Source organism: Staphylococcus delphini, assembly GCF_900636325.1.
In the GTDB taxonomy this organism is placed as follows: Bacteria; Bacillota; Bacilli; order Staphylococcales; family Staphylococcaceae; genus Staphylococcus; species Staphylococcus delphini.
The window spans coordinates 152,307-175,930 of sequence record NZ_LR134263.1; the positions used below are offsets into that span (position 1 = coordinate 152,307).

Genomic DNA, 23,624 nt, shown 5'->3' on the forward strand with positions numbered 1-23,624 from the left:
TATTATGTTTAAAGGTGAGAACCTTAAAGCGTTAAGAATGATTGAAGGATACAGTCGTAAATCATTAGCAGACGTATTACAAGTTTCAGAACAAGCAGTTTGGCAGTATGAAGAACAAAACATGATGCCTGAAATCAACAAGATATATACTTTGGCGCAAAAATTTAATGTAAAAACAAAGTTCTTCTTCTCACCAAAACAAGAATTATTTAATATAACGGCAGTTGATACGCACTCGATTGCTTTTCGGTCTAAAAATCAAAGGACAAGTACGAAAATTTTAAGTCAGAACCATGCACAAGCCAATTTTTATGCGCAATTGACTAGTCATTTATCGAGTTATGTAAAGCAACCTCACCCTCCGATATTAACATTAGTAAGTAAAATTGACCGTTATTTTTCACAGAATATCGAGGCGAGAGCGCGTATTCAACTGATTGCAAATGACGCACGCGAGATGATACTAGGTGACCAATCGAACCATCAGCTTTTATTAGCGTTAGAAAAGTTTGGGGTTTACATTTATGAAAAAGATTTAACTGATGATGCAGACGCTTATAGTTTTTGGTCAAAGTATCAAGTACCATTCATTATTTTGTCTAATAATAAGGGTGTTGCTGTACGAAGACACTTTGATTTAGCACATGAGTTAGGTCATTTGTTACTTCATCGTCAAGTTGAATTCGATATGTTGTCACCCGAAGATTTTCAACGCATCGAAAAAGAAGCGGATATTTTTGCGGCTGAGTTTTTATTACCCGAAAAGCAATTTATCGCGTCTTTTAATCAAGTTAAAAAGAAATCGAATCCTGATCATTTTGTGATGTTAAAAGAACGATGGTATGTTTCTATTCAAGCGATGGCGATGCGTGCGTTTTACTTAGGTCTCATTTCAGATACACAATATCGTTACTTTTGGTCATTAATTAATAAAAATGGTTATAAAAAAAGAGAACCTTTAGATACAGAAATCAAATTACCTAAGCCATTAAAAATCAATAGCTTATTAAATATGCTTTTTACCCAAAAAGTACTAACACCTGAAAGTCTAGTTAATGACTTGCAAGTTGAGCCTGAATTTTTATATAAAAAAGCAAATATCAGTCAAAAGTTATTCGAAAAATTTATGCAACAAGAAAAGCAAACAGCTGAAGCAGATGTTTTAAAGGGTTACATTATCCCATTCACATAAATCTCTCATAGCATAAGTAGATATATTTCTCCTTAAACTAAACAACAAAAAAAGAGTGCCGAAGACTTCATAGCCGAGCACTCTTTTTGATAGGTTATAAGAAAAATGTTGCGAATACAAATGCACTGATACCGACAAGTGCACAGTATAACAATGCAGGTCCGAGTGTTTTACGAATGACACTACCTTCTTTACCTGCCATATTTACGACCGCACACACTGCTACGACGTTATGCACACAAATCATGTTTCCTGCTGCACCCCCGATGACTTGGGCAGCTAAGACGGTATACAGGTCAGCACCAATCGCATCTGCAATGTTCGCTTGGACAGGTGCGAATGTTAATGTTGAAACGGTCGCACTGCCTGTAATGAATGAGCCAAGTGCGCCTAAAAACGGTGCGACGAATAGCCACATATCGCCAAATGTATGCGCCATCCCGTTTGCGATAAATTCAGGCATGCTGAGTAAATCTTTACTGTTAAGGCCTGAGTTACTGAAAACGTGTACCATTGCTAACGTGGCAATGAGGGTAAAACCTGTTACACTAATTGTTTTGGCTGAATCTTTACATGCTTTTGAAAAGTGACGGAATGATTTACGTTGGATAAGAATCGCAAAAATGGCTGCGATGAATAAAATCGTTCCCGGTGAATAAAGTAATTGCCAACTAGATGAAATCGTGTCATAGCCTAAAATTTGATTCCAAGATAAGTCAAGTACGGTTGTTGTCAATGTTTTGACCGGTGCCACAATACGTGTTAATAACAAGAGTACGACCACGATTAAGTAAGGAGACCATGCAGCCAGTAAACTCATTTCATGTGGCTGTGATAAGTCTGATGCTTTGTAGTCATCTGTTAAAGCTTCTGTCCATTCATTTTTAGGGACGAGCCAGCCTTTACGCGCAGTTACAATAGCAACGATTAATGTCGTCAATGAACTTAAAATGGAGACGAACTCTGGACCTGTAAGTGAAGCATAGATCCAAGCAACAACCGCATAGACGACGCCGATGAGTAAGGTCCATGGCAAGATTTCTAATACGGCTTTCAATTTGTTAGATTTCCCGAAGAAAACAATCATAGTTGTCACGATGATCAATGGAATGAACACACCGCTGAATAAATCAATTAATGTAATGTGAATTGCAGTTTCGGAAAAGAGTTGTTCATTGGCTCTTTTTAACGTACTTAAGCCGACGATGACAGGTGTGCCGACTGCTCCGAATGAAACGGAAATACTGTCAGCAATTAACGCAGTCGTGACACTCACAAGCGGTCTAAACCCGAGTGCGACCATCAAAGGTGCAGTCACCATGGCAGGTGTCCCAAAACCAGAGGCCCCCTCGATTAAAGAACCAAACAAAAATGCGACGATAATGACTTGGATACGCATATCACTGGATACACTTTGGAAACTTGCGTTGATACGTGCGACGGCGTTCGTTTCACGCAATGTATTTAAGAGTGTTAATGCGCCAAATAAAATTAAAATAATCGTTAATGTTTTATGTGCACCTTGTAATAACGATGCACCAATCACACCTGCTTCAATGCCCCACACTGAAAAGCCCAATAATGTAACGACGATTGCACTGATTGTCATCCCAACGAGCGCGGACATCCTTAACAAAACAAGACAAATAAATGGTGTGATGACTGCACTTAATGCAACAAGCATCAATAAAGTATTCATTTCTTGACCCCCTAAAAAACTTTCCCTTTATAGACATCTAATGACTAGATGACTGTACCGATTGAATTGTAAGCGTTTTTACTACAAATTGCAATCAAATTTTTCACGTATCATTTTTATTTGTCATATTTCTGTCAAATTTTACTATTACACATAAATTTTTAATTCGTTTTTTCACAAAATGAGACAAAAGCGAGGGATACCATTAAAGGTTTAAACACTTTCTGCATCATGAATAGATGTGTGAAAACCAATGTAATGACGGCATATTTTCAGGGCATTTACTTTTATAGAATAATAAAAAAAGAATGTAACTTTTTTAATAAAAGATGTGACAGCTCATAGTATGGATGCGCGTGTAAGGGCATGATTTTCCAATGTAAACTAAAATTAAAATATATTTACAATAAACTTCGAAAGCAGTAACATATGAACAGTACGCAACTACAAGAATGAGGTGACAGCGATGAAACTGTTTATCACGAGTACGAATACAGATGTCGGTAAAACGTACGTGACGACCCATCTGTATCATTACCTGACGCGCCATGGGTTAAAGGTGCACATTATTAAGCCATTTCAAACAGAAGTGTTACCTGATGGCAAGTATCCGGATTTAGAACGTTATCAACAAATGTGTGGTTTGCCTTATGCGGACACTTCTTTTTATACGTTTGCAGCACCAGTTTCACCACATTTGGCCTTTAAGTTAGAGCCACATCAACACTTAGACCGTATGGCGATGAAGTCGTGGGTTGAAGCATGGCACGCCCGAAGTGATGTGCTGCTTATTGAAGGGGCGGGTGGCATTGCAGTACCCATTTATGAAGACAAAGATACATTTTATATGACAGCCGATTTGATTCGTGATGTTGCGGATGGTGTCATCAGCGTTTTGCCTTCACAATTAGGGGCAATCAGTGACGCAATCGTTCATCATCACTATTTGACAACTATGGAGCTTCCGCCAGCCATTTTCGTGATGAATCGATACATGAATACGCCTATTGAACAAGATAATCATCAGACGATTGAAGCATTGACCGGTCGCCGTGTCGAAATCTTTCCAGAAGAGGGAACGGACAAGGATTTTTCAGAGATGCTATTTGATCAAATTAAAGGAGTGGTAACGCATGAAACATGAAACTTTAGTACAAAAGGATCGTGATTATGTTTGGCATCCTTTTACGCAAATGGGGATGTATAATCAACAAGACCCAATCATTATTGAGAAAGGCAAGGGTAGCTATTTGTACGACACGAAAGGACGGAAGTATTTAGATGGCTATGCGTCGTTATGGGTCAATGTCCATGGTCACCAAAATCGACAGCTCAACCGTGCGATACAGCGTCAACTGAATCAGATTGCACATTCAACGTTGCTTGGTTCATCTAATGTCCCGTCCATTTTACTCGCTGAACAGTTGGTAAAGATGACGCCTGAACGCTTACAGAAGGTGTTTTACTCCGATACAGGAAGTGCAGCAGTGGAAATTGCGATTAAGATGGCCTATCAATATTGGAAAAATTTGGACGCCGAAAAATATGCTAAGAAAAATAAGTTTTTGACGTTGCATCAAGCGTATCATGGCGACACAATCGGCTCGGTCAGTGTGGGTGGAATTGATACGTTTCACCGCATTTTCAAAGACTTGATTTTCGAGAATATTCAAGTGCCATGTCCGTCTTTTTACCATAGTGACTACGCGTCTGAAGCGGCAATGATGGACGACATTTTAAAACAAATTGAGTCTATTTTACAAACGCGTGCAGACGAAATTGTAGGCTTTGTCATTGAGCCGCTGATTCAAGGTGCGACAGGCCTTTTCGTGCATCCAACAGGGTTTTTAAAAGCGGTTGAACAGCTGTGTAGAAAGTACAATATTTTACTCATTGTGGATGAAGTCGCAGTCGGATTTGGTCGAACTGGCAAAATGTTTGCATGTGAACATGAAGGTGTCCAACCTGACCTGATGTGTTTAGGCAAAGCGATGACAGGTGGTTATGTCCCATTAGCCGCAACATTAACATCTCAAGCGGTTTACGATGCCTTTTTAAGTGATGCACATGCTAAACAGACCTTTTTCCACGGCCATACATATACGGGCAATCAAGTCGTTTGTGCTGTTGCGCTTGAAAATATACGCCTGTTTCAAACGCGTCATCTCATCCATCACATTGAAAAGACGTCGACCACTTTACGTACAGCTTTAGAAAAGTTACTGAAACTTCCTTATGTCGGTGAGGTTCGTGGTAGAGGACTGATGTATGCTGTAGAGCTCGTGGAAAGCCGTTCAGATCAGACGCCGCTTGACATTGCGCAAGTTGAAGCGATCATTGCGAAATGTAAAGAAGAAGGGCTGATGATTAGAAATTTAGAAAATATTATCACCTTTGTACCTGTGTTAAGTATGTCGAATCGTGAAGTGAAACAGATGGTCCGCATATTTAAAAAGGCTTTAAATCATGTCTTGAAGGGGCGTTAATGATGGATTTACAGCGCAAGTTAGAGGCCATTCAAGCAAAGGGGCAACTACGTCAATTGCGAGAAGTGGAAGCGGTCGATGGTAAGTGGATCACAATGAAAGGGCGTCAGTTTTTGAATTTTACGTCGAATGACTATTTAGGATTAGGACAAATGGCGCTTGCTGAGGGGATATCAGAACAGGGACGAAAGCATTTCGCAAGTTCACGGTTAGTAAGTGGTAATTCAGCACTATATACGAAGATTGAACGGTTGTTAAGCACACACTTTCATTTTGAAGATGCATTGGTCACGACGAGTGGTTATGATGCTAACTTAGCGGTAATGCAAGCTTTTCAAGGTGAAGCGGTGGTCGTGTTTTCGGATGCGGCGAACCATGCGAGTATCATTGATGGCATACGGTTGAGTCGTCTTAAGAAAGTCGTTTATCCGCACAATGACGTCACAGCACTAGAAAAAGAAATGCTTCAATATCCTGAAACGGTGACCAAAGTTGTCGTGACAGACAGTATCTTTTCCACGGATGGCGCCTTTGCGAATCTCGACGCACTCGTTCAGTTAAAAGCAAAAGTACCGAATATGTGGCTCGTTGTAGATGATGCACATGCTTTCGGACTTCACTTGCATACACATTATGCAAATATTGATATTTTAACGACCAGTTTATCCAAAGGTGTAGGTGCACACGGTGGCGCGATTTTATGTTCATCGCTTTTTAAACAAGTGTTGATTAATGTCGCGCGACCAGTCATTTATTCGAATGCATTACCGCAACTTCAGTTAGCTCAGTTATACGAAAATTTAAAAATAATGGTCGCACAACCTGAAAAGGCACACGTATTGCATCAATTAAGTGACACATTCAACCAGTTGTATGAACGTGACTTTGGTGTACGATACGAAGGCCCCTCAACGACCCCGATTAAGTGGATCGCTTTTGATGATGCGCATGAAATCGAACGTGTCTATCAAGCGTTGTTAGCACAAGGAATATGGGTGAGCTATTTCAGATATCCAACCGTCACACGACCGATATTGCGCATGTCACTTTCATTATTTCACGATGTCCATGATTTAGAATATTTGTTCGAACAACTATCTCGTGTACGTCGTAAGGAGGTGTAATGATGTACAGTGTTAAAATGAGGGCGCATCAGGACGGCGTTCATATCAGTGGTGCTGAAACGATTTGTGAAGCACAAACGATTCCGGCAGTCCTACAAACATTTTTCGATAAAGGATTTCAACATGAAAATGGCGCTGTTGACTTTTTGAACTTAAAAATTGAAAAAATTGCAGATCCATTGTATCCGCTTGAAGCTTTGCCGATTATCGAAAATACACCGCATACATTAGAAGCATTGTGTGAGATGCATGGGATTACGAAAGAGGCGCTTGATAAAGGGATGGGCTATATTTTTGATGACACGCAGTATAGAGGTGCGGTAATCGTCTCTGCGCAAACAGGAAAACGTTTGGATCGAAGCGGGACAAAAGGTGTGCGCGTGACCCATTTTTGTTTTGAAGATCATGCGCATACACCGCTTGTCAGTACGCGTATTCAAGATGCTTTGACAATCGCGACGTGTATTACAGCATTCGCACAAGTGAAAGGGGAATTGTGTGTATCGGATGATTTATATTACACGACAGGTTATTTTGCCTCTGCACAATGCGGTTATCATCGTATCCATCACCTGAAACCAGTCGGCACACGTGATGGTGGGCGTGTCATTTTTGTGGATGAGACGCTACAGATTGACGACTATATCGCATTTTTACAACAGCAACCGAAACAAGTCATTCGCCATGAACGATAGTTAACAGTGGTCGCTTTTCTTTAAAAAAAGAGAGGTGGCCCTGTTTTTTTATGTAAAAATGAGCGTGGTTTGATTTTGATAAAGTGGGGAAATATAACCGGAATGCATGGCGTTTTAAGGGTAAATGGTCTGATATGATAAGGGGCGTATATTGTCGTTACTGCAATGAAATAAATGGAATAACAATGCAAAAAAAGTGCAGGTCGAGACACGATATGTCTAACATCTTAACATTTCCTGGGAAAACATACATAAAGGAGGTTGTAACAATGAAGTGGGGGCTTACAATGGGATTAAGTTTAATGCTCATCTTCACCATATTTCAAACTGAAGCAGTCGCACCTACATTTCAAAAAGGGGTGAATATCGATATTGCACGTAAAGACTATTCGTTAGAGACAGTTAAAAAGATTGTTGATACGATAGCCCAATATGATGGAGACTATTTACAGTTGCATTTTGCTGACGATCAACACCATGCGATTGCTTTTCCAAGCATGTCATCAACAAAGCGGGATACATTGTCATATGAAGAAATTAAAGCACTTATCAAATATAGCAATGAACGTGACGTTATGATTGTGCCCGATATTGACTTGCCATCACATGCCGGTGCGTTACTCGAACAGTTGAAAAAACAAGATAAAGGACGATATAAAGCGGTCGTGTCCGAATTTAGCGAGAACACTGTAGACTACTTTGGTCATCAAGAAGCGGTCAAATGGAGTCGTGAATATTTAAAAGAAGTCATGTCGTTGTTTGAACAGCCGAAGTATAAGGGGGAGCAGCGTATCGTCATTGGGGGAGATGAAGTGCCTGGAGCGATGGCGCATCAAAAAGCATTCGTACACTATATCAACCAATTAGCCGAAACAGTACAAAATGAAGGCTATCAACCCCAAATTTGGAATGATAGCCTTACAAAACAAGGTGTTCAGCAGTTAGATGCCCATGTTTCTGTCTTATTTTGGACGCAACACGAAGCGACACATCAACAGCAAGCACATGTAGAGGATTTGGCAAAAGCAAACATCTCTGTGTTTAACTACAATGCACAAACGCTATATTTTTTACCCTCGTCACAACATTCTAAGCAAACGATTCAAAAGCAACAACAGTTTATTGAACGTCATTATGCTGACAATCGTTTTAATGTGTTCGATGATGCGCATCACGTCGTCGCTCAACCGAATATCCAAGGTTCTACATTGTCATTTTGGGGTGAACATGCAGATGGACTGTCCCAACAAGAAATGCTGCAACAACTTCAGCCGCTCATCAAAACGTATTTAACCCAAAATTAAGAAAGGCGAATGTTGAGATGATAGGGTTGCTTGCCTATTGCGAATTGAAAAATACGAAACTCACGTAAAAATAACCCGATACCGACACAAATGCCGAGTGTATAAAGCAGTGAAATCGCAATGAAAACAACTGTTAAATCAGAAAAACTGGCAAAGTATTCGTAAAGTGTGCTGAGAATAATTGGATGAAACAAGTAAATGAAAAATGAAAATGCGCTGACTAAGTTGATGGATCCAATCATTAAATGTTTAAAGTGTAGACATAAACTAAGAAGTAGTAAGAACATCGATGCATGGTAACACATCAAATTTTCGTTAAAGCTTGTCACCCAGCCATAATCATGGTGTTGAAAGACGACAAAGATGCCAAACGACAAAATCGCTAAAATAATAACGATAAAGACGTATTGATGTAAAAAATTGATGACCGCAGTATAATTTCTTCCAATATAGGCGCCAAAAAAGAAGAAGAAAATCCAACCGAGAATAAATGTATTTTCACTTAATGGATAAATGGCTAAAAATCGTTCTGAAAATGTTTCGTTCGTATCAAATTGATGTAAAAAACTAAACTGGATGACAAAAGTAGCGATGAGCATGATTTTACTATCAAAGATTTTAGGTGAAATTTTGAAAATCATATAGCTCAGTAAGACGAACTGCATAATGACGATAATAAAGTAACCGTGCCAACGCCCAAGCAATAAATTTTCATACAGTTGATGTGTAAATGAAGTTGCGGTAATTTTACTTTCACTGAAGCAATAAAATGCCCCAACGATAAAATAAGGCAACAAAATATATTTCACACGTTCCCATATATATTTCCAATTAACCGTGTCGTAATTAAGTGTTGTGAGTAATTGAGACAAAATAATAAAACTGGGTGTACCAAAAATGACAATGTGCTGTAAATAATAGATCAGTTTCTGTTCCGCTAGTTGTGTCGTATCGAGATGCCGCATATATTCAGTAAAAATGTGTGTCAATATAATCAGCATACACGTCAATGCTCTAAAATAGACAAGTTCCAACTTTCTTTTACGAAGCGTCATGATGAAAAGCCCCCCATTTTTTGACTAATTGATTAAAGGCGTCTTCACTCACTAAAATACGTGGAATGTAGTAGTTATCATCATCGACGGACATCGCTTTTTCTTCCAACGTATAACCGTACGAAATGCCGCTGTCTCTAATCGTTTTGACCGCCTGCGCATCGATTTGCCCATAAGGATAGGCGATGGCTGTTTCGTGACGGTTGAAATGTTGGTCGATAAAGTCATTGCTCGTTTGTAAGTCATACTTGAGCATTTTAGAAGGGACGGTTAACATTTTAGAGTCGCCTTTTTCAAGAGAATGCAAGTCGTGCGTATGCGATTGAAAGGTCCATAATCCCGAGCGTTCCATTTCTTCGAGTTCTGATAAAGTAGACAAATTCAAATTATGGAAATTTTGAGCGCCGACCTTTCCTGTGATTACAAACCCAGTCGCGGGCACATTGTATTTCTTTAAAATAGGGAATGCATTTTGATAAATCGACTTGTCCATATCATCAAAATTGATCCATACGCTACGTTTCGGAAAGTGGCCTTCTCGTTTATAGCGAATCAACTCTTCATGCGTTAAAAAGTGTGCATCATGTGCTTTTAGCCATTTGATTTGGCGTTCAAATTCTTCTTTACTCACACTATACGTCGACATTTCTTTACTACTTGAAAAAATGGACAAAAATAAATCTAAAAGGTGATCATCTCTGACTCTATGGTAGTTTAAGGCGAGTGCGGTTTGATCGCCATCATCTTTAAGTTGATGTGTCTTTGCATCGGCTTGGTGGACCGGCAGAACTGCAATACCCATTGTAAAGACGACACATCCTATGACCATGAAAAGTTTAAAGAAATTTACCATCGTTAATGCCTTCTTTCTTATTTTTGTGTTGATGAACGACAAGACTGGTTGTAAAAATAAGTGTGACAATGCCAATGAAAATTGCCATCTTGATAAACATTGGGTTCATTGAGTCGATTTCGATATTGAGCACAGAACGGATTAATAGCACCGAATGCGCATTGCTCTGAAATAATGACCCGACAATTAAAACGAAAGCGACTAAGCAATAAAGCCACAATGAAATGGAGAAACAAAAGATAATTGCTTCTCGAATAAAATTTAATATGGTATGTCTCAATCTTTTTTTCCTCTGTCTGGACTTGACCATGTCGCAAATTCACCTTTCTTTCTAAGTAATGCTTTCGGGAATGCTAGCATCGCCACAAGTGCATTGACAATCCAATAGACAGTGGGGTACCAGCTTAAATAAAATAGCGTGAACATATTTTGCTTTTCATAACGTGAATCGATTATCAAAGCAACCGTAAACTGAACAATATTAATAAATGTCAAAATGAGCGCAGATAAAATAATGATTGAAAAATGATATTGCAGATAGTAAATGTCTAGAAAATTAGAGTTCAAAAATGCCAATACTAACGAAATGACAATCCAATACACCCAAATGAGTGAGAAAAATTGTTCGAACACAAGCATATATAAAGCAGGGTTCATTGATTTCAGTCCCTTTAAACCATCGCGAATGAGCACTTCTTGCCCACCTTGTGCCCAGCGTATGCGTTGTTTCCACAAACCTGACACCGTTTCTGGTACGAGCATCCAACACAGCGCACGAGGTTCGTATTTAATATGGTAGCCGTGTAAATGGAACTTCCACGAAATCGCGATATCTTCAGTGATCATATCGATATCCCAACGCCCGACAGCCTCAATTGCGCTTTTACGAAATAATGTAAACACGCCAGAAATGGTATTGATTTTTCCCATAATGGATTGTGCTCTTTTAATACTCCCCACCATGCTAGCATATTCAATGGTCTGTATTTTTCCTAACAATGCGCGCTTATTACGGATACGCGGATTCCCCGTCACTGCCGCAAGTTTTGGATTCTTTTTGAAATGTTCAAGCATAAAATACGGTCCGTTGTTATCAATCATCGTATCCGCATCAATCCCCATCACATAATCATATGTTGCATATTCTAGCCCTTGATTTAATGCATTTGCCTTCCCGTTATTTTCTGTTAAATCAACAAAAGTAAAATTTAATGTATGTTGAAGTTGATAGAGCACTTCCGCCGAATTGTCAGAACTGCCGTCGTTAATGACGATAATCTCTTTATTCGGAAATTCTAACGCTGCAATACTATGAATCGTATCTGCTATCGTTTCGGCTTCGTTAAAACAAGGAATTAAAAAAGAAATCCCCTCCTCTCCAATATTTTTATTCGGCGCCTTTTTGAGTCGGATTTCATATAAAAAGGCATAAAATAATGTGCCGACAATCCAATAAATTGACATAAACATAGGATATAACAGCAGTATCAGTAAAACATCCATAACAATTAACCTCCTAAATCATAAGAGTGAAGGGGAGTGTGTTGTCATATGTCGCTCAGCGCTAAAATCAAACGCAATTATGGTATTTCTTGATATAAATAAACTTGACAAAGTTGATTGATATAAGTGACGAATTGTTTATATAAGCGAGGTGGACCAATAATTCTAATATGAGGACTATGCAGGAGACATAATTCGAATGCTTCAATAGATGCAATGTTAAAGTTGACCGTATAGAGATGTTCTTGTTGAGATAAAACCTTGTTGACTTGATACAGATCTTTAATACGTGACCACACTGTGACATCCATTTCAAGAATAACTTCCATTTTGTTGTAGAATGTATGTTGCGCTTGCTCATCAATTTCTACATAGCAGATGCGACTGAGTGGTAAATATTGTTCTTGTAAATTCGTTCCCCTGTAGACAAGTTGCCAGTCTTCTTTAAAGTGAACTACCTTAATCGGTAGCAGCTTTGTCATAAATCCCTCTTCTGTTGTAATATGCAGTAATTTCCGTTCCTCAATGGCTTGATATAACATCAATAATATTTGGTGTGACATGAATTGATTCGTACTTTTAATGTTATTCAAGTAAATTTCAAATTTTTGTTTGTCATTGGGAAAGAGTTCATAGACGATGTATCTGAGTGCTTCCTTCACATAATGTGGTATGACGGCTTTATTCGCTGCTAAATAAATGAGTAATACTTCAAACCCCTCTATATTCTTCATTTGATGATTAGACTGAATGAGATAGTTATTGTCTTTATAATTAAAAAGAATATCTTTCTTCATCAACCACTCCTCGTTATCATAAAGATAATTTCTAATTTCTTGAATATCTCTTTTAATTGTCCTTTCATTCACATTAAATTCATCAGCTAAAAGTGTTTTGTCAATTTTTTGATGATGAATTAATCGTGTATAAATACTTAATAATCTTTGAGCCCTATTCAAAGCCTCACCTTCCCTCTTTGACTAGTATTATAGAAGATGATTGGGACATTTATATGTACAACTTAATTTCAATTTAATGTCACTTTTTAAAAAATAGGTAACAATTACTTTACGCACATATCATAGAGGACAAATTATGTCACTACAAATAGTATTAATTGAAAATGTTTAAGACTTTTTTGGACAACAGTGTGACACAATATAGTAAAAAATATTCATAAGAGATGTTGTGATATCAATGAAGTTTTTGATATTTTAATCAACGTCATGCACCTTATACAATGAGCAGATAGGGAAGGACTAGATATAAAAAAATCAGGGCATGCTTGTGACATAATGCAGTTGAACTGCCACAAGTACGCCCTGATGCATTTATAGTCAAAATAAAAGTTTAAACGCTTTTATCTTTAGCTTCTGGATGATAATTAAAGATACTGAAAAACTTTTTGCTGAGTAGTGATTTTAAGAAACGGTCTGCACCGAAGAAACCACTGTTATATCCAGCGACAAAGATGAAAATCCCAATCAAAATATATAGTGGATTAACTGACACTGTGCCAGCGAATAAGAATAAGAAGTTCAGTGCCAAGCCGATTAAAGCGCCAATCGGTGTGAAAAGACCTAAAATCAATAGAATGCCTGTGACGATTTCAAATGTAGGTACTAATACATTGATAACAGGCGTCATCGGAATGACAATGTGTTCTAAAAATGATGTAAATAAAGGATATTGGGCGCTGCCATCCATTCCCATAACTGGATGGTGTACCGCATTTTGTAAAAATCCACCTGCATTGAATCCCTTTTCACTCGTGACTTTACCGATACCAGACATCAACCATCCGTATCCAAGGTAAACACGTAACACCAATAAAATAATACTTGCAATGGTACTTTGTTGTAACCATCTTACCATAAAACATACGCCTCCTAATTAACTTCCGTCATAAACTGAATCGTTTATTAGTATATTTTGTATATCTACAAAAGCATTATATTAAATAGCGAAAAAGAACACAATAGTAATGTGATAAAATTCACAAATTAGACAAAAATGGTGTTATGACGCGGTTTGTAGTGATTGTGGAAGTGATAATAATGATTAAAATGATTGAAGCGCTTACATCGAGGTGGGGTCAGGGATGAGTGAAATGAATTTAACATAGGAAGGGGAATTGGAACGAAATGCATTGGACAATAAATCACAAAATGTACCGCATGTGCATATGAGACATTAATGAGAGGGGCTGGGAAACACCATATCCCACCCCCTGAAAATCAAAGTGATATTAGAAGTTACGTCCTACTTCTTCAGCTTGACGAAGTGAATTTGTTTTAATTTCTTCGCTACGTTCTGGAGCAGCGTGATGTCCTTCAACAATAATTGTTTCATATGAAGGTACACCGAAGAATCCCATCATCGTTTTAAGGTAACGATCGCCGTGCTCTAAGTCTGCGCCAGGACCTTCTGAGTAGAAACCACCGCGTGCTTGAATGTGTAAGGCTTTTTTATCTGTCAATAAACCTTTAGCACCTTCAGAAGTGTATTTAAATGTTTTACCTGCAACAGCAACAGCATCGATATAAGCTTTAAGTACAGGTGGGAATGATAAGTTCCACATTGGAGAAACGAATACATATTTGTCTGCGTTAATGAATTCATCAACGATTTCGCCTAAACGGTTGACTTTCTTTTCTTCATCTGCTGTTAAAGCTTCGCCATTTTGTAATTTGCCCCAACCAGAGAATACATCTGCATCGATTTGTGGGATATCTTCTTTGAATAAGTCGATGTGTACCACTTCATCTTCTGGGTGAGCTTGTTCGTAAGTTTCTTTAAAAGTTTTACCTGCAGCCATTGATGCTGAAAGTAATTCATCTAGAGGGTGTGCTGTAATATAAAGTAATTTAGCCATAGTTAATATTTCCTTCCTTCTTTCAAGAATCGATATGCTTATTATAACAGGTATAAAAAATATATCAACAGAAAAATCTCGAATTCGTAATTTTTTTTGAATCGCACGATAAAGTTGTATGTTTATACTGTCGAAAGTGCGTGGTAACAGCTTTCCTACAATGATAGTGAAAGATTTATGATAGAATTCAAATGATTGAAAAAGCATTGAAATGGTGTGACGCGGTTGGTATGATAAGTTCACCTCACGAACAACAACTTTTAAAGGAGCGCATATATGACAACTTTATCCACTTCAGGGAGGTCGATACAATATCGAGATTTTATTATCGTCCCTGCATTTATTTTAGTGCAGTACCTTTTTCCGATATTAGCAGAAGACGTATTTCCGAATCTATTGAAAAGTTTTTTTGATGTCACGTTACAACAATCGGGGCGCACCATTTTGTTTAATAGCATGATGTTTTTAGCTCAAGTGATCGTCATCATTCTTTTTATATTGTTGCATCGTCATCATATGATTACTGCGATTCAAACACGATTAAAAGGGGTGCGTGAACATGGGTGGCGCATCGTCATCGTTTATTGCGTGCTCACTGGTTTTATCCTTATTTATCAGCGTGTCGTTCCATTGATGGTGATATGGGATGAGCGATTCATTACGCTACCATTAAGCTTTGTAACGATCGGTATTTTGACTCCCATTGTTGAAGAATTGTTATTCCGTCATCTCATTATTGGTGAACTTGGAAAGATATGGGGTTTTCGATTCATGGCAGTCGTGTCGATTATCGTTTTCGGCGTTTCCCACTTTCTTCACTTTACATCGATATGGACATTTTTACCTTTCATTGCGGGAGGGATTGCGATGACATATGTCTATATGGCTTCACGACGCAATATTTTAGTCGCAATGGCCTTGCACATCATTATTAACTCGGTTTCTCAAATATTAGGGATGTTAGGCATTTGATGCGAGCGCAAGTTTTTCATTTAGGTCATCGCTCGACTATAATGAAAGACATAACAAAGCTTAGGGAGGTCACCTTTATGAAAGTAGGTATTATTGGTGCGACAGGTAAGGCAGGGCGTTTGATTACTGAAGAAGCGGTGAACAGAGGATTGGACGTCACAGCGATTGTGCGTGATACGTCTAAAGTGTTAAATAAAAATGTGAAAGTCATCGAAAAAGACATTTTTGATATAACGACGGCAGATTTGAGCGTATTTGATGTGGTCGTGAATGCATTTGGTACGCCGATTGGTCAAACACAGCCCCATATTGACGCAGGACGTGTACTCATTCGTGCATTATCAGGGACTGACACACGTTTAATCGTCCTTGGTGGTGCAGGCAGTCTCTATATGGATGAAGGAAGAACGAAAAACAGTTTTGATGTCGGTCGTGTTCCTGATTTTGCGTATGAAATTGCGGTCGGACAAGCGAAAAACTTAGAAGACTTACAAGCGACAACTGACTTAAATTGGACATTTGTGAGTCCTTCCGCATTTTTTGATGCAGATGGTCCACGTACAGGCAACTATCGTATCGGCGGCGATGTGATGTTATTTAATACGGATGGAGAAAGTTACGTCAGCTATCCAGATATGGCGTTAGCACTATTAGATGAAGTTGAACGTGGCGACCATCCTAAACAACAAATGACAGTCGTCAGTGAAAAACGTTAATGAATGAATAAAAAGTGTGTATCTACGAGGCTGATTGTACGCCTAAAGATACACACTTTTCTTGTGACAGTGTCATGCTATTCTACATGTGCTTGTGATTCATGTCGTGTATTGGCCCAGTAATGATAAAATTGGAGGAACATGATGATAGTCATTGTAACAAGCACGACGAAAATGTAAGGTACATAGCTGTATTCACCTTGTAAGCCGACGAGCGGTGTTGAAATCCCACCAATGAAATATTGTAATAAGCCGACTAAACTTGAAGCACTTCCGATACCTTTTTTCTGACCTTCCACAGCAATCGCAAAAGCTAATGTAGCGATACCAGCGACTGGTGCCATAATGAATAAAAATGAAGGTAATAAAATCCATAGAGACCAATGATGGATTAACGCGAAAATAGCTAAAATCGCACCGGCAAGTTGTATCAATGAAAATGTACGGAAAAGGACGTGTTGATTGATATATTTAACGAGACGTCCTGTTAATTGTGCAGTGACGATGAGCCCTAAGCCTGTTAACGCGAAAATATAGCTATATTGCTGTGCAGTCAAGCCGTATAAGTTTTGCATAATGAACGGAGATGCTGCCATATAGCTGAAAAACATAACAAAAGTGAACCCTTGAATTAAAATAGGCAGCATAAATGAACGGCGTGTAAGTAACATTTTAAAATCTTCAGCAATTGCTTTGACATGTGCTGGACGACGTGAAGCTTGCGGTAATGTTTCATCAATTTTAAAGAATGTACCGACCAACATGAGTAGTGACAAGATGGTTAAAATCCAGAAAAGTGCGCGATAGTTCGCTAAACTTAAAACAAAACCACCAAACATCGGTGCTAATACTGGTGCGGCACCATTAACGAGCATCAACAACGCTAAAAATTGTGTTAACGTGCTTCCTTTATATAAGTCTGTGGCGATGGCTCTTGATAAAACAATGCCGGCACCACCAGAGACGCCTTGGATAAAGCGAATGACGATCATCACGATGACGTTCGGTGCGAGTGCAATCACAATAGAAGAGATAATGTAAGAAATGAGACTGATGATTAACGGTTTTTTACGACCTGTTGAATCTGACACTGTCCCGGCAACGATATTTCCTACTGCAAGCCCTACCATAAAGAGTGTGAGTGTCAGTTGTGTGATCGCAGTCGTTGTACCAAAGTGATTTTTAATTTCGGGTAATGCAGGTAAATACATATCTATAGAAAGCGGTCCGAATGCAGCGAGACCGGCCATAATGATAATAAACAATGGAGACGTACGCTTGTTTTCCATAACTTAATCCCTTTCTTTATATTAGAATCAATACGAAACGGTAAAAAACACGGAAATCATCCCTTTGACTTCCGTGCAATCCCTTAAATGAGCGTCCCTCTTATTTTTCAGATTGAAGTTGTGCGATCATTTCTGCTGTTGTTAAAACTTGTCCCATGAGCGGGAAAGTGTGCTCAATTGAAAAGTTGTGCAATGATGCCTCAGGTGCTGACATCATATCAGAGAGGAAATATTGATTGTAGGCATGTTGGTACGCATCACGTGCAGTCGTATCAACACCGACATGCGTTGAAATACCACCGAGAATGATGTTTTTAATGCCACGACGACGAAGTTGCAAGTCGAGATCTGTCCCGAAAAAGCCACTAAAGCCACGTTTGTTCACAATGTAATCATGCGGTTCTGCACCAAGTTCATCTGCAAGTTCCGCAAAGTCAGGTGCAGGTTCGCCTCCAGGTAATGGGCGCATCGCATTCGGTTTTAAGGCATCTTGTCCATCATGAAAATTAACGCGTACAAAAGCGATGAAACCATTATTTTCTTTAAATAACTTCACCATTTGGCTCGCGTTATCTAATACGGTCGAGACGCTGTGCGGTGCAGTCTCTCCCATGTTGGCAATCCCTTTTTGTAAATCGACAAGTACTAAAGCTGTATTTTCAAAATTCATGTTATAACTTCCTTCCATTTATTAACTTAATTTATGATTGAACGCCACGAATAAAAATTTTTAAAATCCGGTCGACAAACTGTTCAGACGGAATCCCTTTGACGTAATGTTGATATTCAAACACATCCGCTGAAAATGAATTGATGAGCATGTCGCTAAGGAAATCTGGGTCTTTCACTATGTTGAGTTGTGTGACACAGGCCATCACTTCTTCTTTTAACTTCACGTAAAAAGGTGTTTGCATCATGACGCGTTTTTGTTTGTCTGTGCGCTCAATTTCTTTTAGTAGGTTGACATTGTCTTCCATTAGCTTAATCAGTGATAAAAAAATGAAGCGGAGTTGTTCATGTGAATCGTCTACCTTTTGTTGATGGCGATTGATACGTGCAAACATTTGCGTCACTTCATGTGCGAGCAAAGTTGAACAAATATCGGACTTGTTGGAGAAATGACGATAAAGTGTTCCTGTACCAATTTGAGCTGTTTCCGCAATTTTTTTCATACTGACCTTTTCAACAGTGGCATCATTAAACAATGTTTGTGCTGTAGTCAGAATGTGTTGTTCGTTTCTAAGGGCATCACTACGCTTTGACACAATTTCCAGCTTCTTTCTTTGATTAGGATAGTGTCATTATAAATGGGATGGGTGTCCGTTTCAAGAAATAAACTCACAAGCCTATGTTATGATTAAAATTGAAGGTGACTTGTTTCCACCTATATAATTAAGTAAAATGCATAAACATGCTGAGGCAAACTTTGAAGTGGTCTTTCCAAGGTGAGAGCCCTTATTGATAGCGAGAAAGAAGGCGATGAGATGGATGAAATCGATGTACAAATATTAAAACTGTTGAAAACCAATGCACGCATGAGAGTGAAAACTATTTCTTCTATTGTCATGTTATCTGAACCGAGTGTGAAAAATCGAATTTCAAAAATGATTGAATCTGGTGTGATTGACGGCTTTCATGTAGATGTCAATTATGAAAAGTTAGGTTATATGATCGGTTTTTTTATGAAAATTACAGAAATTAAAATGGCAATTTCAGAGTTTGAAAAGCGGATTCAAGAATTTCCTGATTTTCAAGAGTATTATGCGGTGACAGGGACGGAAAAGTTTATTATTAAAGGACATACGAAAGATATTGCGAGTTTGAATGCGGTGATTTTGAAGATGGAGCGCATGGCAGAGTTTAATACATCGATTGTTTTGCATAAAATGAAGTTGGATGATTAGGGGCCTCCTTTGATGGATGGATGAAGTGTGTTGCTTTTTTGCCATTAGATGATTTACGATGACTTCTTGTTGGTCTCCAGTCCCAGAGGATTTGCCACAACTTAATTTGGCTTGATTGAAGTGTACATGGAGTGGGGGCCAAATTGGATTTTCGGGAGCAGTACAGAAATCTTATGTGTAACAAAGGTTTGGTGTCCTGCCCCCGAACGCCTTCATGTTATCCAGATGCTTCGTGGACATACGTATTCAATCGTTGTAAAGTCCCATCGATATCTGCATGTGTGGTCTCTGGATGAATGGTGCAAAAGCGAATGACACGACGATGGTTTAATTCTGTTGTATACGCTACAGCATAGCCGGATTGCGCAATACGTGAAGCGGCGTATTGCATCACTTTATCATTTTCTTCGGGTGACATTTGAGGGTCTTCATAACGAAAATTCACAATGGAAAGTTGTGGCGCTGTGACAATTTTCCAATCGCTCATTTGTTGAATTTGGTGTGCAGCATAACGTGCCATTTCTTGCCCATGTTCAATGCGACGTCTGATTTCATCTTCACCGAGCACTTGTAATGTTACCCACAATTTCAATCCTCGAGGTGGGCGTGTCAATTCAATACCTAATTTTTCTGGGTCGATATTTTCATTTGTTGAAGTAATATCATCTAAATATTCAGCTTCGACGCCATAAGTTGAAAGCAGATGATTTTTATTTTTAACGATCACCATCGCACAACTATACGTTTGAAATAACAGTTTATGGGCATCCCACGTGACACTATCCACTTTATCGATATCCTTTAATAATTGTTTACCTTCATCAGTAAAAATATGTGATAAACCGTAAGCGCCATCAGCATGAACCCACAGGCGATGTTGTTGCGCGATACGTGTAATGCGATTTAAGTCATCGATTGCACCTGTATTCGTAGTGCCCGTCGTCGCGATAATCATAATGGGGTGATAACCTTGCGCAATGTCGAATTCAATTTGATGTTCTAAAGCGGTCACGTCCATCGCATATAAATCATCAGTTGGAATATAGCGAAGTTGTGATTCTGCAAAACCTGCGATATGTAACGCTTTTGCGACAGAAAAGTGTGCTTGAGCTGTTAAATAGACGGTCGCATTAGACATTTGAGAGATTGGAATCATCGCATCTCTTCCGGCAGTAATCGCAGTCAATGTTGCCATCGAACCGCCTGACACGAATACACCACCTGATTGTGTGGAATCAAACCCTATTTTTTCACTTAAATAACGGATGAGGGCGTGCTCAATCGCAATAGGCAACGGGGCATTCGCAAAATTTGATGCATGAATATTATGAGCGCTTGTTAAAAGATCAGTCAGCCAAGATAGTTCGGAGGCTGGACCAGGAATAAATGAAAAGGCACGCGGATGGTTCGCACGGTAGTTATAAGTTAAGATTTCGTTGTGCAGTAAATCCATCACTTCATCTACCGCTTTGCCTTCTTTAGGAAACGACATATGTTGGTATTTGGTGATCATGTGCGCTGTGGGTTGAAGTGTCGCGGGTAAATCTTTCATTTTTCTATTTAATAAGTGTGCCACTTCATCATAGACGACATGGTTGAATTGAGTATGTGCTTTTTTTATATCTATGTTCATATGACGACCTCCACAATATGCTTGTTGATTCAATATTGTTATTGTAACGAAACGAAAAGCCATCATTCTAAGGAAAAGTGAGACTGAATATGAAAAAGTTAGTGAGTAACAATGACCGAAGAGAAGACCTTATTTTATAAAGTGAAGCTAGCTATACACGTTATGAAATGAATGGAGTCACCAAAAATAAAAAAAGCCATCACCTTCATGGTAGCGATAAGGTGATGGCGTTATCTATTAAGCGTTAGAAAGCGTATAAATGTTTAGCGTTAAATTAAATGATCGTATTTTGAAGTGTCGAGACCGTCTTGTTTTGCTTTTTGAATGATCTCACTCACTGAATTTAAACCTAGATTTTTAAAGTATGTTTGGAGACGTTCTTTTGTCTGTGGGTTTGCATTTGGATTGACTAAGACATCTACATATTGTAATTCATGTTCGAGTAATTTTGAGTCGTCATGTAAAATGATACCATTTTGTGATGTGACTTGCGCATTTGCCTCGTTACTCACTGCAAAAATACCTGTTGATAAAGCGGCTACTGCGAAACCTGCAACTAATGTTTTTTTCATACTATACAACTCCTTTGTTTTGATGAAACTAATATAACATGTAAATTTGTTGAATATTGCATTATTAAGTGTATTTAATAATAGTTAATATTTGTTTAATGTTTGAGCATATCAGTTGATTTGTTTTATTAAAAGGTTTATAGCATGTGTTTTTGCCACTAATTCTAAGGTTGCTGAGCGCGTTCATCCGTTTCCCGGGGACTTGCCTCGACGCCATTTACCTTGATTAAAGTGTACAGCTGTTATTCGAAAGTGTAGCGCATAGACACTGGTGTGATTTCAGCAAAATAAAAAACGCGTACCATGTGGGGGGGCATGATACGCGAATAACGGAAAGGGGATGGCATTCACATGGCAGACTGTGAATGTTTAGTCGATAGGAATATCAGAGTTTGTAGAACGACCTGGTGTGCGTTTACCTAATGTGACATTTAACATGCCGTTTTGATAAGACGCTTTAATATTGCTTTCGTCTACGTTATTGAAAGTAAATTGTCGTTGCATGTTGCTGAAGTGACGCTCTTGTCGAATGATGCGTCCTGCTTCATCTTCTTTACGATCTTCTACAGTGTTTTGTGCTGCGATGGTTAAGACGTTGTTTTCAAATTTTAATTGAATGTTTTCTTTATCCATACCTGGTAATTCTGCTTCAACAACATAAGCATCGTCCAGCTCTTTAATATCTGTTCTAATTTGAGAAGTTGTGAATGCGTCGTCTAACAACATATGACGTCCGAAATCTTTGAAGAAATCACTAGGTTCCATATTGAAAAATGAATGATTGAAAGGTCTCATATCAAAAGCCATCATGTATCTCTCCTTTATGACGTTAGTATTGGAATATTACTAGCGCTTATAAGATTTTACAATCACTTTGACGTTCTAACATCAAAGTGAATTGCTTTATGATTAAAGTATACATCAATGGTCAAAGATAGTCAAGGTCAAACAATGAGGTTGCACTTTTTAATCATTTATTCAATTTAATGAAAAAAAGAAACATATCATACAATGATAACGGGTAAAAGGATTAATGAGGTGTTGAAAAAGAAAAGTAGCATATATTTTGAACATTCGTATTGAATTACACTTGTGGTGTGAAATGCTATGATGAAAGTATCTTTTATAATGAAGGAGGGGTCATTATGGATGTAAGGTTTCCCATTGGAGGATTAGAAGTGCCCGAAACAATCACACGTGCACACATTGATGCATGGCTAGAAGAGATTGCACAATATGTACAGGATTTAAGAAAAACGGTGACGCATTTAAACCAAGATGATTTGCAGGCGACATATCGTGAGGGGAGTTTTACAGTCCAACAACTTGTGCATCATATTGCGGACTCACAGATGAATATGTTTCAACGCTTAAAACTCGCTTTAACGGATACACACCCGCAAGTACCGAATTTTGTGCAAGATGAATGGGTGAAACTCGCTGATTCAGATTTACCCATTGAAGTGTCGATTCAAATGTTAGACGCAATCAATCAACGCGTGGTAGCTATCGGTGAACACTTAACGGCAGCAGAACTGACAAGAGACTTTGTGTTAGAAGGCAGTGGTGCAACGACAGTAGGTGAAACGATTGCGAAGTTGTCTTGGCATGAACGGCATCATCTTGCGCACATTCAAATTGCTTTAGGACAGTTCGACATCGGTCAATCAAATTAAAGTTTTAAAACAATAAAGCAGGACGCAGTTGAAAATGTAACAAGGCGAATTGATATTCCAATAATGGCGTGATGCT

Annotated in this window: 24 protein-coding genes; 10 read left to right on the top strand and 14 right to left on the bottom strand. The window is 38.6% G+C overall.

Annotated features, from left to right (window positions below):
* The first annotated feature begins 4 nt into the window (after nucleotides 1-4).
* Nucleotides 5-1,192, top strand: a complete 1,188-nt coding sequence (locus EL101_RS00680; RefSeq protein ID WP_096596021.1) for a spr1629 family repressor/antitoxin — start codon at nucleotides 5-7, stop codon at nucleotides 1,190-1,192.
* 94 nt (nucleotides 1,193-1,286) lie between these two features.
* On the opposite strand, the gene EL101_RS00685 is transcribed toward EL101_RS00680, so the two are convergent.
* Nucleotides 1,287-2,891: an L-lactate permease gene (locus EL101_RS00685; RefSeq protein ID WP_096596022.1), complete on the bottom strand. Its 1,605-nt coding sequence runs from the start codon at nucleotides 2,889-2,891 to the stop codon at nucleotides 1,287-1,289.
* Nucleotides 2,892-3,357: 466 nt separating this feature from the next.
* Here EL101_RS00685 and bioD point away from each other — a divergent pair, with 466 nt between their 5' ends.
* From bioD to EL101_RS00710, 5 genes are all read left to right on the top strand, one after another.
* Nucleotides 3,358-4,035 (top strand): dethiobiotin synthase, encoded by a 678-nt coding sequence (gene bioD / locus EL101_RS00690; protein WP_096596023.1) that lies wholly within the window; start codon nucleotides 3,358-3,360, stop codon nucleotides 4,033-4,035.
* A complete protein-coding gene (bioA, locus tag EL101_RS00695; RefSeq protein ID WP_096596024.1) occupies nucleotides 4,025-5,377 on the top strand; it encodes an adenosylmethionine--8-amino-7-oxononanoate transaminase in 1,353 nt (450 codons plus the stop codon). Before bioD ends, bioA begins: the two co-directional genes overlap by 11 nt.
* Entirely contained in the window at nucleotides 5,377-6,501 is a 1,125-nt protein-coding gene (locus EL101_RS00700; RefSeq protein WP_240622741.1) for an aminotransferase class I/II-fold pyridoxal phosphate-dependent enzyme, read from the top strand. The genes bioA and EL101_RS00700 overlap by 1 nt, the downstream gene beginning before the upstream one ends.
* Before the next feature lie 2 nt (nucleotides 6,502-6,503).
* Nucleotides 6,504-7,196: a 6-carboxyhexanoate--CoA ligase gene (locus EL101_RS00705; protein ID WP_096596026.1), complete on the top strand. Its 693-nt coding sequence runs from the start codon at nucleotides 6,504-6,506 to the stop codon at nucleotides 7,194-7,196.
* Nucleotides 7,197-7,465: 269 nt separating this feature from the next.
* The gene (locus EL101_RS00710) at nucleotides 7,466-8,500 is read left to right on the top strand and encodes a family 20 glycosylhydrolase (RefSeq protein ID WP_096596027.1); all 1,035 of its coding nucleotides are present in this window, start codon (nucleotides 7,466-7,468) and stop codon (nucleotides 8,498-8,500) included.
* Here EL101_RS00710 and icaC read toward each other — a convergent pair.
* From icaC to EL101_RS00745, 7 genes are all read right to left on the bottom strand, one after another.
* The gene (icaC, locus tag EL101_RS00715) at nucleotides 8,497-9,555 is read right to left on the bottom strand and encodes a polysaccharide intercellular adhesin biosynthesis/export protein IcaC (protein ID WP_096596028.1); all 1,059 of its coding nucleotides are present in this window, start codon (nucleotides 9,553-9,555) and stop codon (nucleotides 8,497-8,499) included. The two genes, EL101_RS00710 and icaC, sit on opposite strands and share 4 nt — an antisense overlap.
* A complete protein-coding gene (icaB, locus tag EL101_RS00720; protein ID WP_096596029.1) occupies nucleotides 9,542-10,408 on the bottom strand; it encodes an intercellular adhesin biosynthesis polysaccharide N-deacetylase in 867 nt (288 codons plus the stop codon). The genes icaC and icaB overlap by 14 nt, the downstream gene beginning before the upstream one ends.
* Nucleotides 10,392-10,688, bottom strand: a complete 297-nt coding sequence (gene icaD / locus EL101_RS00725) for an intracellular adhesion protein IcaD (protein WP_240622742.1) — start codon at nucleotides 10,686-10,688, stop codon at nucleotides 10,392-10,394. The genes icaB and icaD overlap by 17 nt, the downstream gene beginning before the upstream one ends.
* The gene (icaA, locus tag EL101_RS00730; RefSeq protein ID WP_096596031.1) at nucleotides 10,685-11,911 is read right to left on the bottom strand and encodes a poly-beta-1,6 N-acetyl-D-glucosamine synthase IcaA; all 1,227 of its coding nucleotides are present in this window, start codon (nucleotides 11,909-11,911) and stop codon (nucleotides 10,685-10,687) included. Before icaA ends, icaD begins: the two co-directional genes overlap by 4 nt.
* Before the next feature lie 77 nt (nucleotides 11,912-11,988).
* On the bottom strand, nucleotides 11,989-12,870 hold the full coding sequence (locus EL101_RS00735) for a helix-turn-helix transcriptional regulator (RefSeq protein ID WP_096596032.1): 882 nt from the start codon (nucleotides 12,868-12,870) through the stop codon (nucleotides 11,989-11,991).
* A 391-nt stretch (nucleotides 12,871-13,261) separates the two neighbouring features.
* Entirely contained in the window at nucleotides 13,262-13,786 is a 525-nt protein-coding gene (locus tag EL101_RS00740; protein WP_096596033.1) for a DoxX family protein, read from the bottom strand.
* Nucleotides 13,787-14,159: 373 nt separating this feature from the next.
* The gene (locus EL101_RS00745) at nucleotides 14,160-14,786 is read right to left on the bottom strand and encodes an FMN-dependent NADH-azoreductase (protein WP_096596034.1); all 627 of its coding nucleotides are present in this window, start codon (nucleotides 14,784-14,786) and stop codon (nucleotides 14,160-14,162) included.
* A gap of 276 nt (nucleotides 14,787-15,062) precedes the next feature.
* On the opposite strand from EL101_RS00745, the gene EL101_RS00750 reads away from it, so the two are divergent.
* Both EL101_RS00750 and EL101_RS00755 read left to right on the top strand, forming a co-directional pair.
* On the top strand, nucleotides 15,063-15,758 hold the full coding sequence (locus EL101_RS00750; protein ID WP_096596035.1) for a CPBP family intramembrane glutamic endopeptidase: 696 nt from the start codon (nucleotides 15,063-15,065) through the stop codon (nucleotides 15,756-15,758).
* A gap of 77 nt (nucleotides 15,759-15,835) precedes the next feature.
* Complete coding sequence (locus EL101_RS00755; RefSeq protein WP_096596036.1) at nucleotides 15,836-16,474, top strand: NAD(P)-dependent oxidoreductase; 639 nt, start codon at nucleotides 15,836-15,838, stop codon at nucleotides 16,472-16,474.
* Between the two features lie 77 nt (nucleotides 16,475-16,551).
* Here the strand turns inward: EL101_RS00755 and EL101_RS00760 are convergent, their stop codons facing one another.
* From EL101_RS00760 to EL101_RS00770, 3 genes are all read right to left on the bottom strand, one after another.
* On the bottom strand, nucleotides 16,552-17,763 hold the full coding sequence (locus tag EL101_RS00760; protein ID WP_096596037.1) for a putative multidrug effflux MFS transporter TcaB: 1,212 nt from the start codon (nucleotides 17,761-17,763) through the stop codon (nucleotides 16,552-16,554).
* 100 nt (nucleotides 17,764-17,863) lie between these two features.
* The gene (locus tag EL101_RS00765) at nucleotides 17,864-18,433 is read right to left on the bottom strand and encodes an isochorismatase family protein (RefSeq protein WP_096596038.1); all 570 of its coding nucleotides are present in this window, start codon (nucleotides 18,431-18,433) and stop codon (nucleotides 17,864-17,866) included.
* A 31-nt stretch (nucleotides 18,434-18,464) separates the two neighbouring features.
* Nucleotides 18,465-19,028 carry a TetR/AcrR family transcriptional regulator gene (locus EL101_RS00770; protein ID WP_170141202.1) on the bottom strand — a complete coding sequence of 188 codons (564 nt, stop codon included), beginning with the start codon at nucleotides 19,026-19,028 and terminating at the stop codon, nucleotides 18,465-18,467.
* 180 nt (nucleotides 19,029-19,208) lie between these two features.
* On the opposite strand from EL101_RS00770, the gene EL101_RS00775 reads away from it, so the two are divergent.
* On the top strand, nucleotides 19,209-19,667 hold the full coding sequence (locus EL101_RS00775; RefSeq protein ID WP_241523316.1) for an Lrp/AsnC family transcriptional regulator: 459 nt from the start codon (nucleotides 19,209-19,211) through the stop codon (nucleotides 19,665-19,667).
* Between the two features lie 217 nt (nucleotides 19,668-19,884).
* Here EL101_RS00775 and EL101_RS00780 read toward each other — a convergent pair whose 3' ends face one another.
* From EL101_RS00780 to EL101_RS00790, 3 genes are all read right to left on the bottom strand, one after another.
* Complete coding sequence (locus EL101_RS00780; protein WP_096596040.1) at nucleotides 19,885-21,300, bottom strand: pyridoxal phosphate-dependent decarboxylase family protein; 1,416 nt, start codon at nucleotides 21,298-21,300, stop codon at nucleotides 19,885-19,887.
* A 269-nt stretch (nucleotides 21,301-21,569) separates the two neighbouring features.
* Nucleotides 21,570-21,872: an SPIN family peroxidase inhibitor gene (spn, locus tag EL101_RS00785; protein WP_096596041.1), complete on the bottom strand. Its 303-nt coding sequence runs from the start codon at nucleotides 21,870-21,872 to the stop codon at nucleotides 21,570-21,572.
* Nucleotides 21,873-22,241: 369 nt separating this feature from the next.
* On the bottom strand, nucleotides 22,242-22,679 hold the full coding sequence (locus tag EL101_RS00790; protein ID WP_096596042.1) for an Hsp20/alpha crystallin family protein: 438 nt from the start codon (nucleotides 22,677-22,679) through the stop codon (nucleotides 22,242-22,244).
* Between the two features lie 338 nt (nucleotides 22,680-23,017).
* On the opposite strand from EL101_RS00790, the gene EL101_RS00795 reads away from it, so the two are divergent.
* On the top strand, nucleotides 23,018-23,548 hold the full coding sequence (locus tag EL101_RS00795; RefSeq protein ID WP_096596043.1) for a YfiT family bacillithiol transferase: 531 nt from the start codon (nucleotides 23,018-23,020) through the stop codon (nucleotides 23,546-23,548).
* The last annotated feature ends 76 nt before the right edge of the window (nucleotides 23,549-23,624 follow it).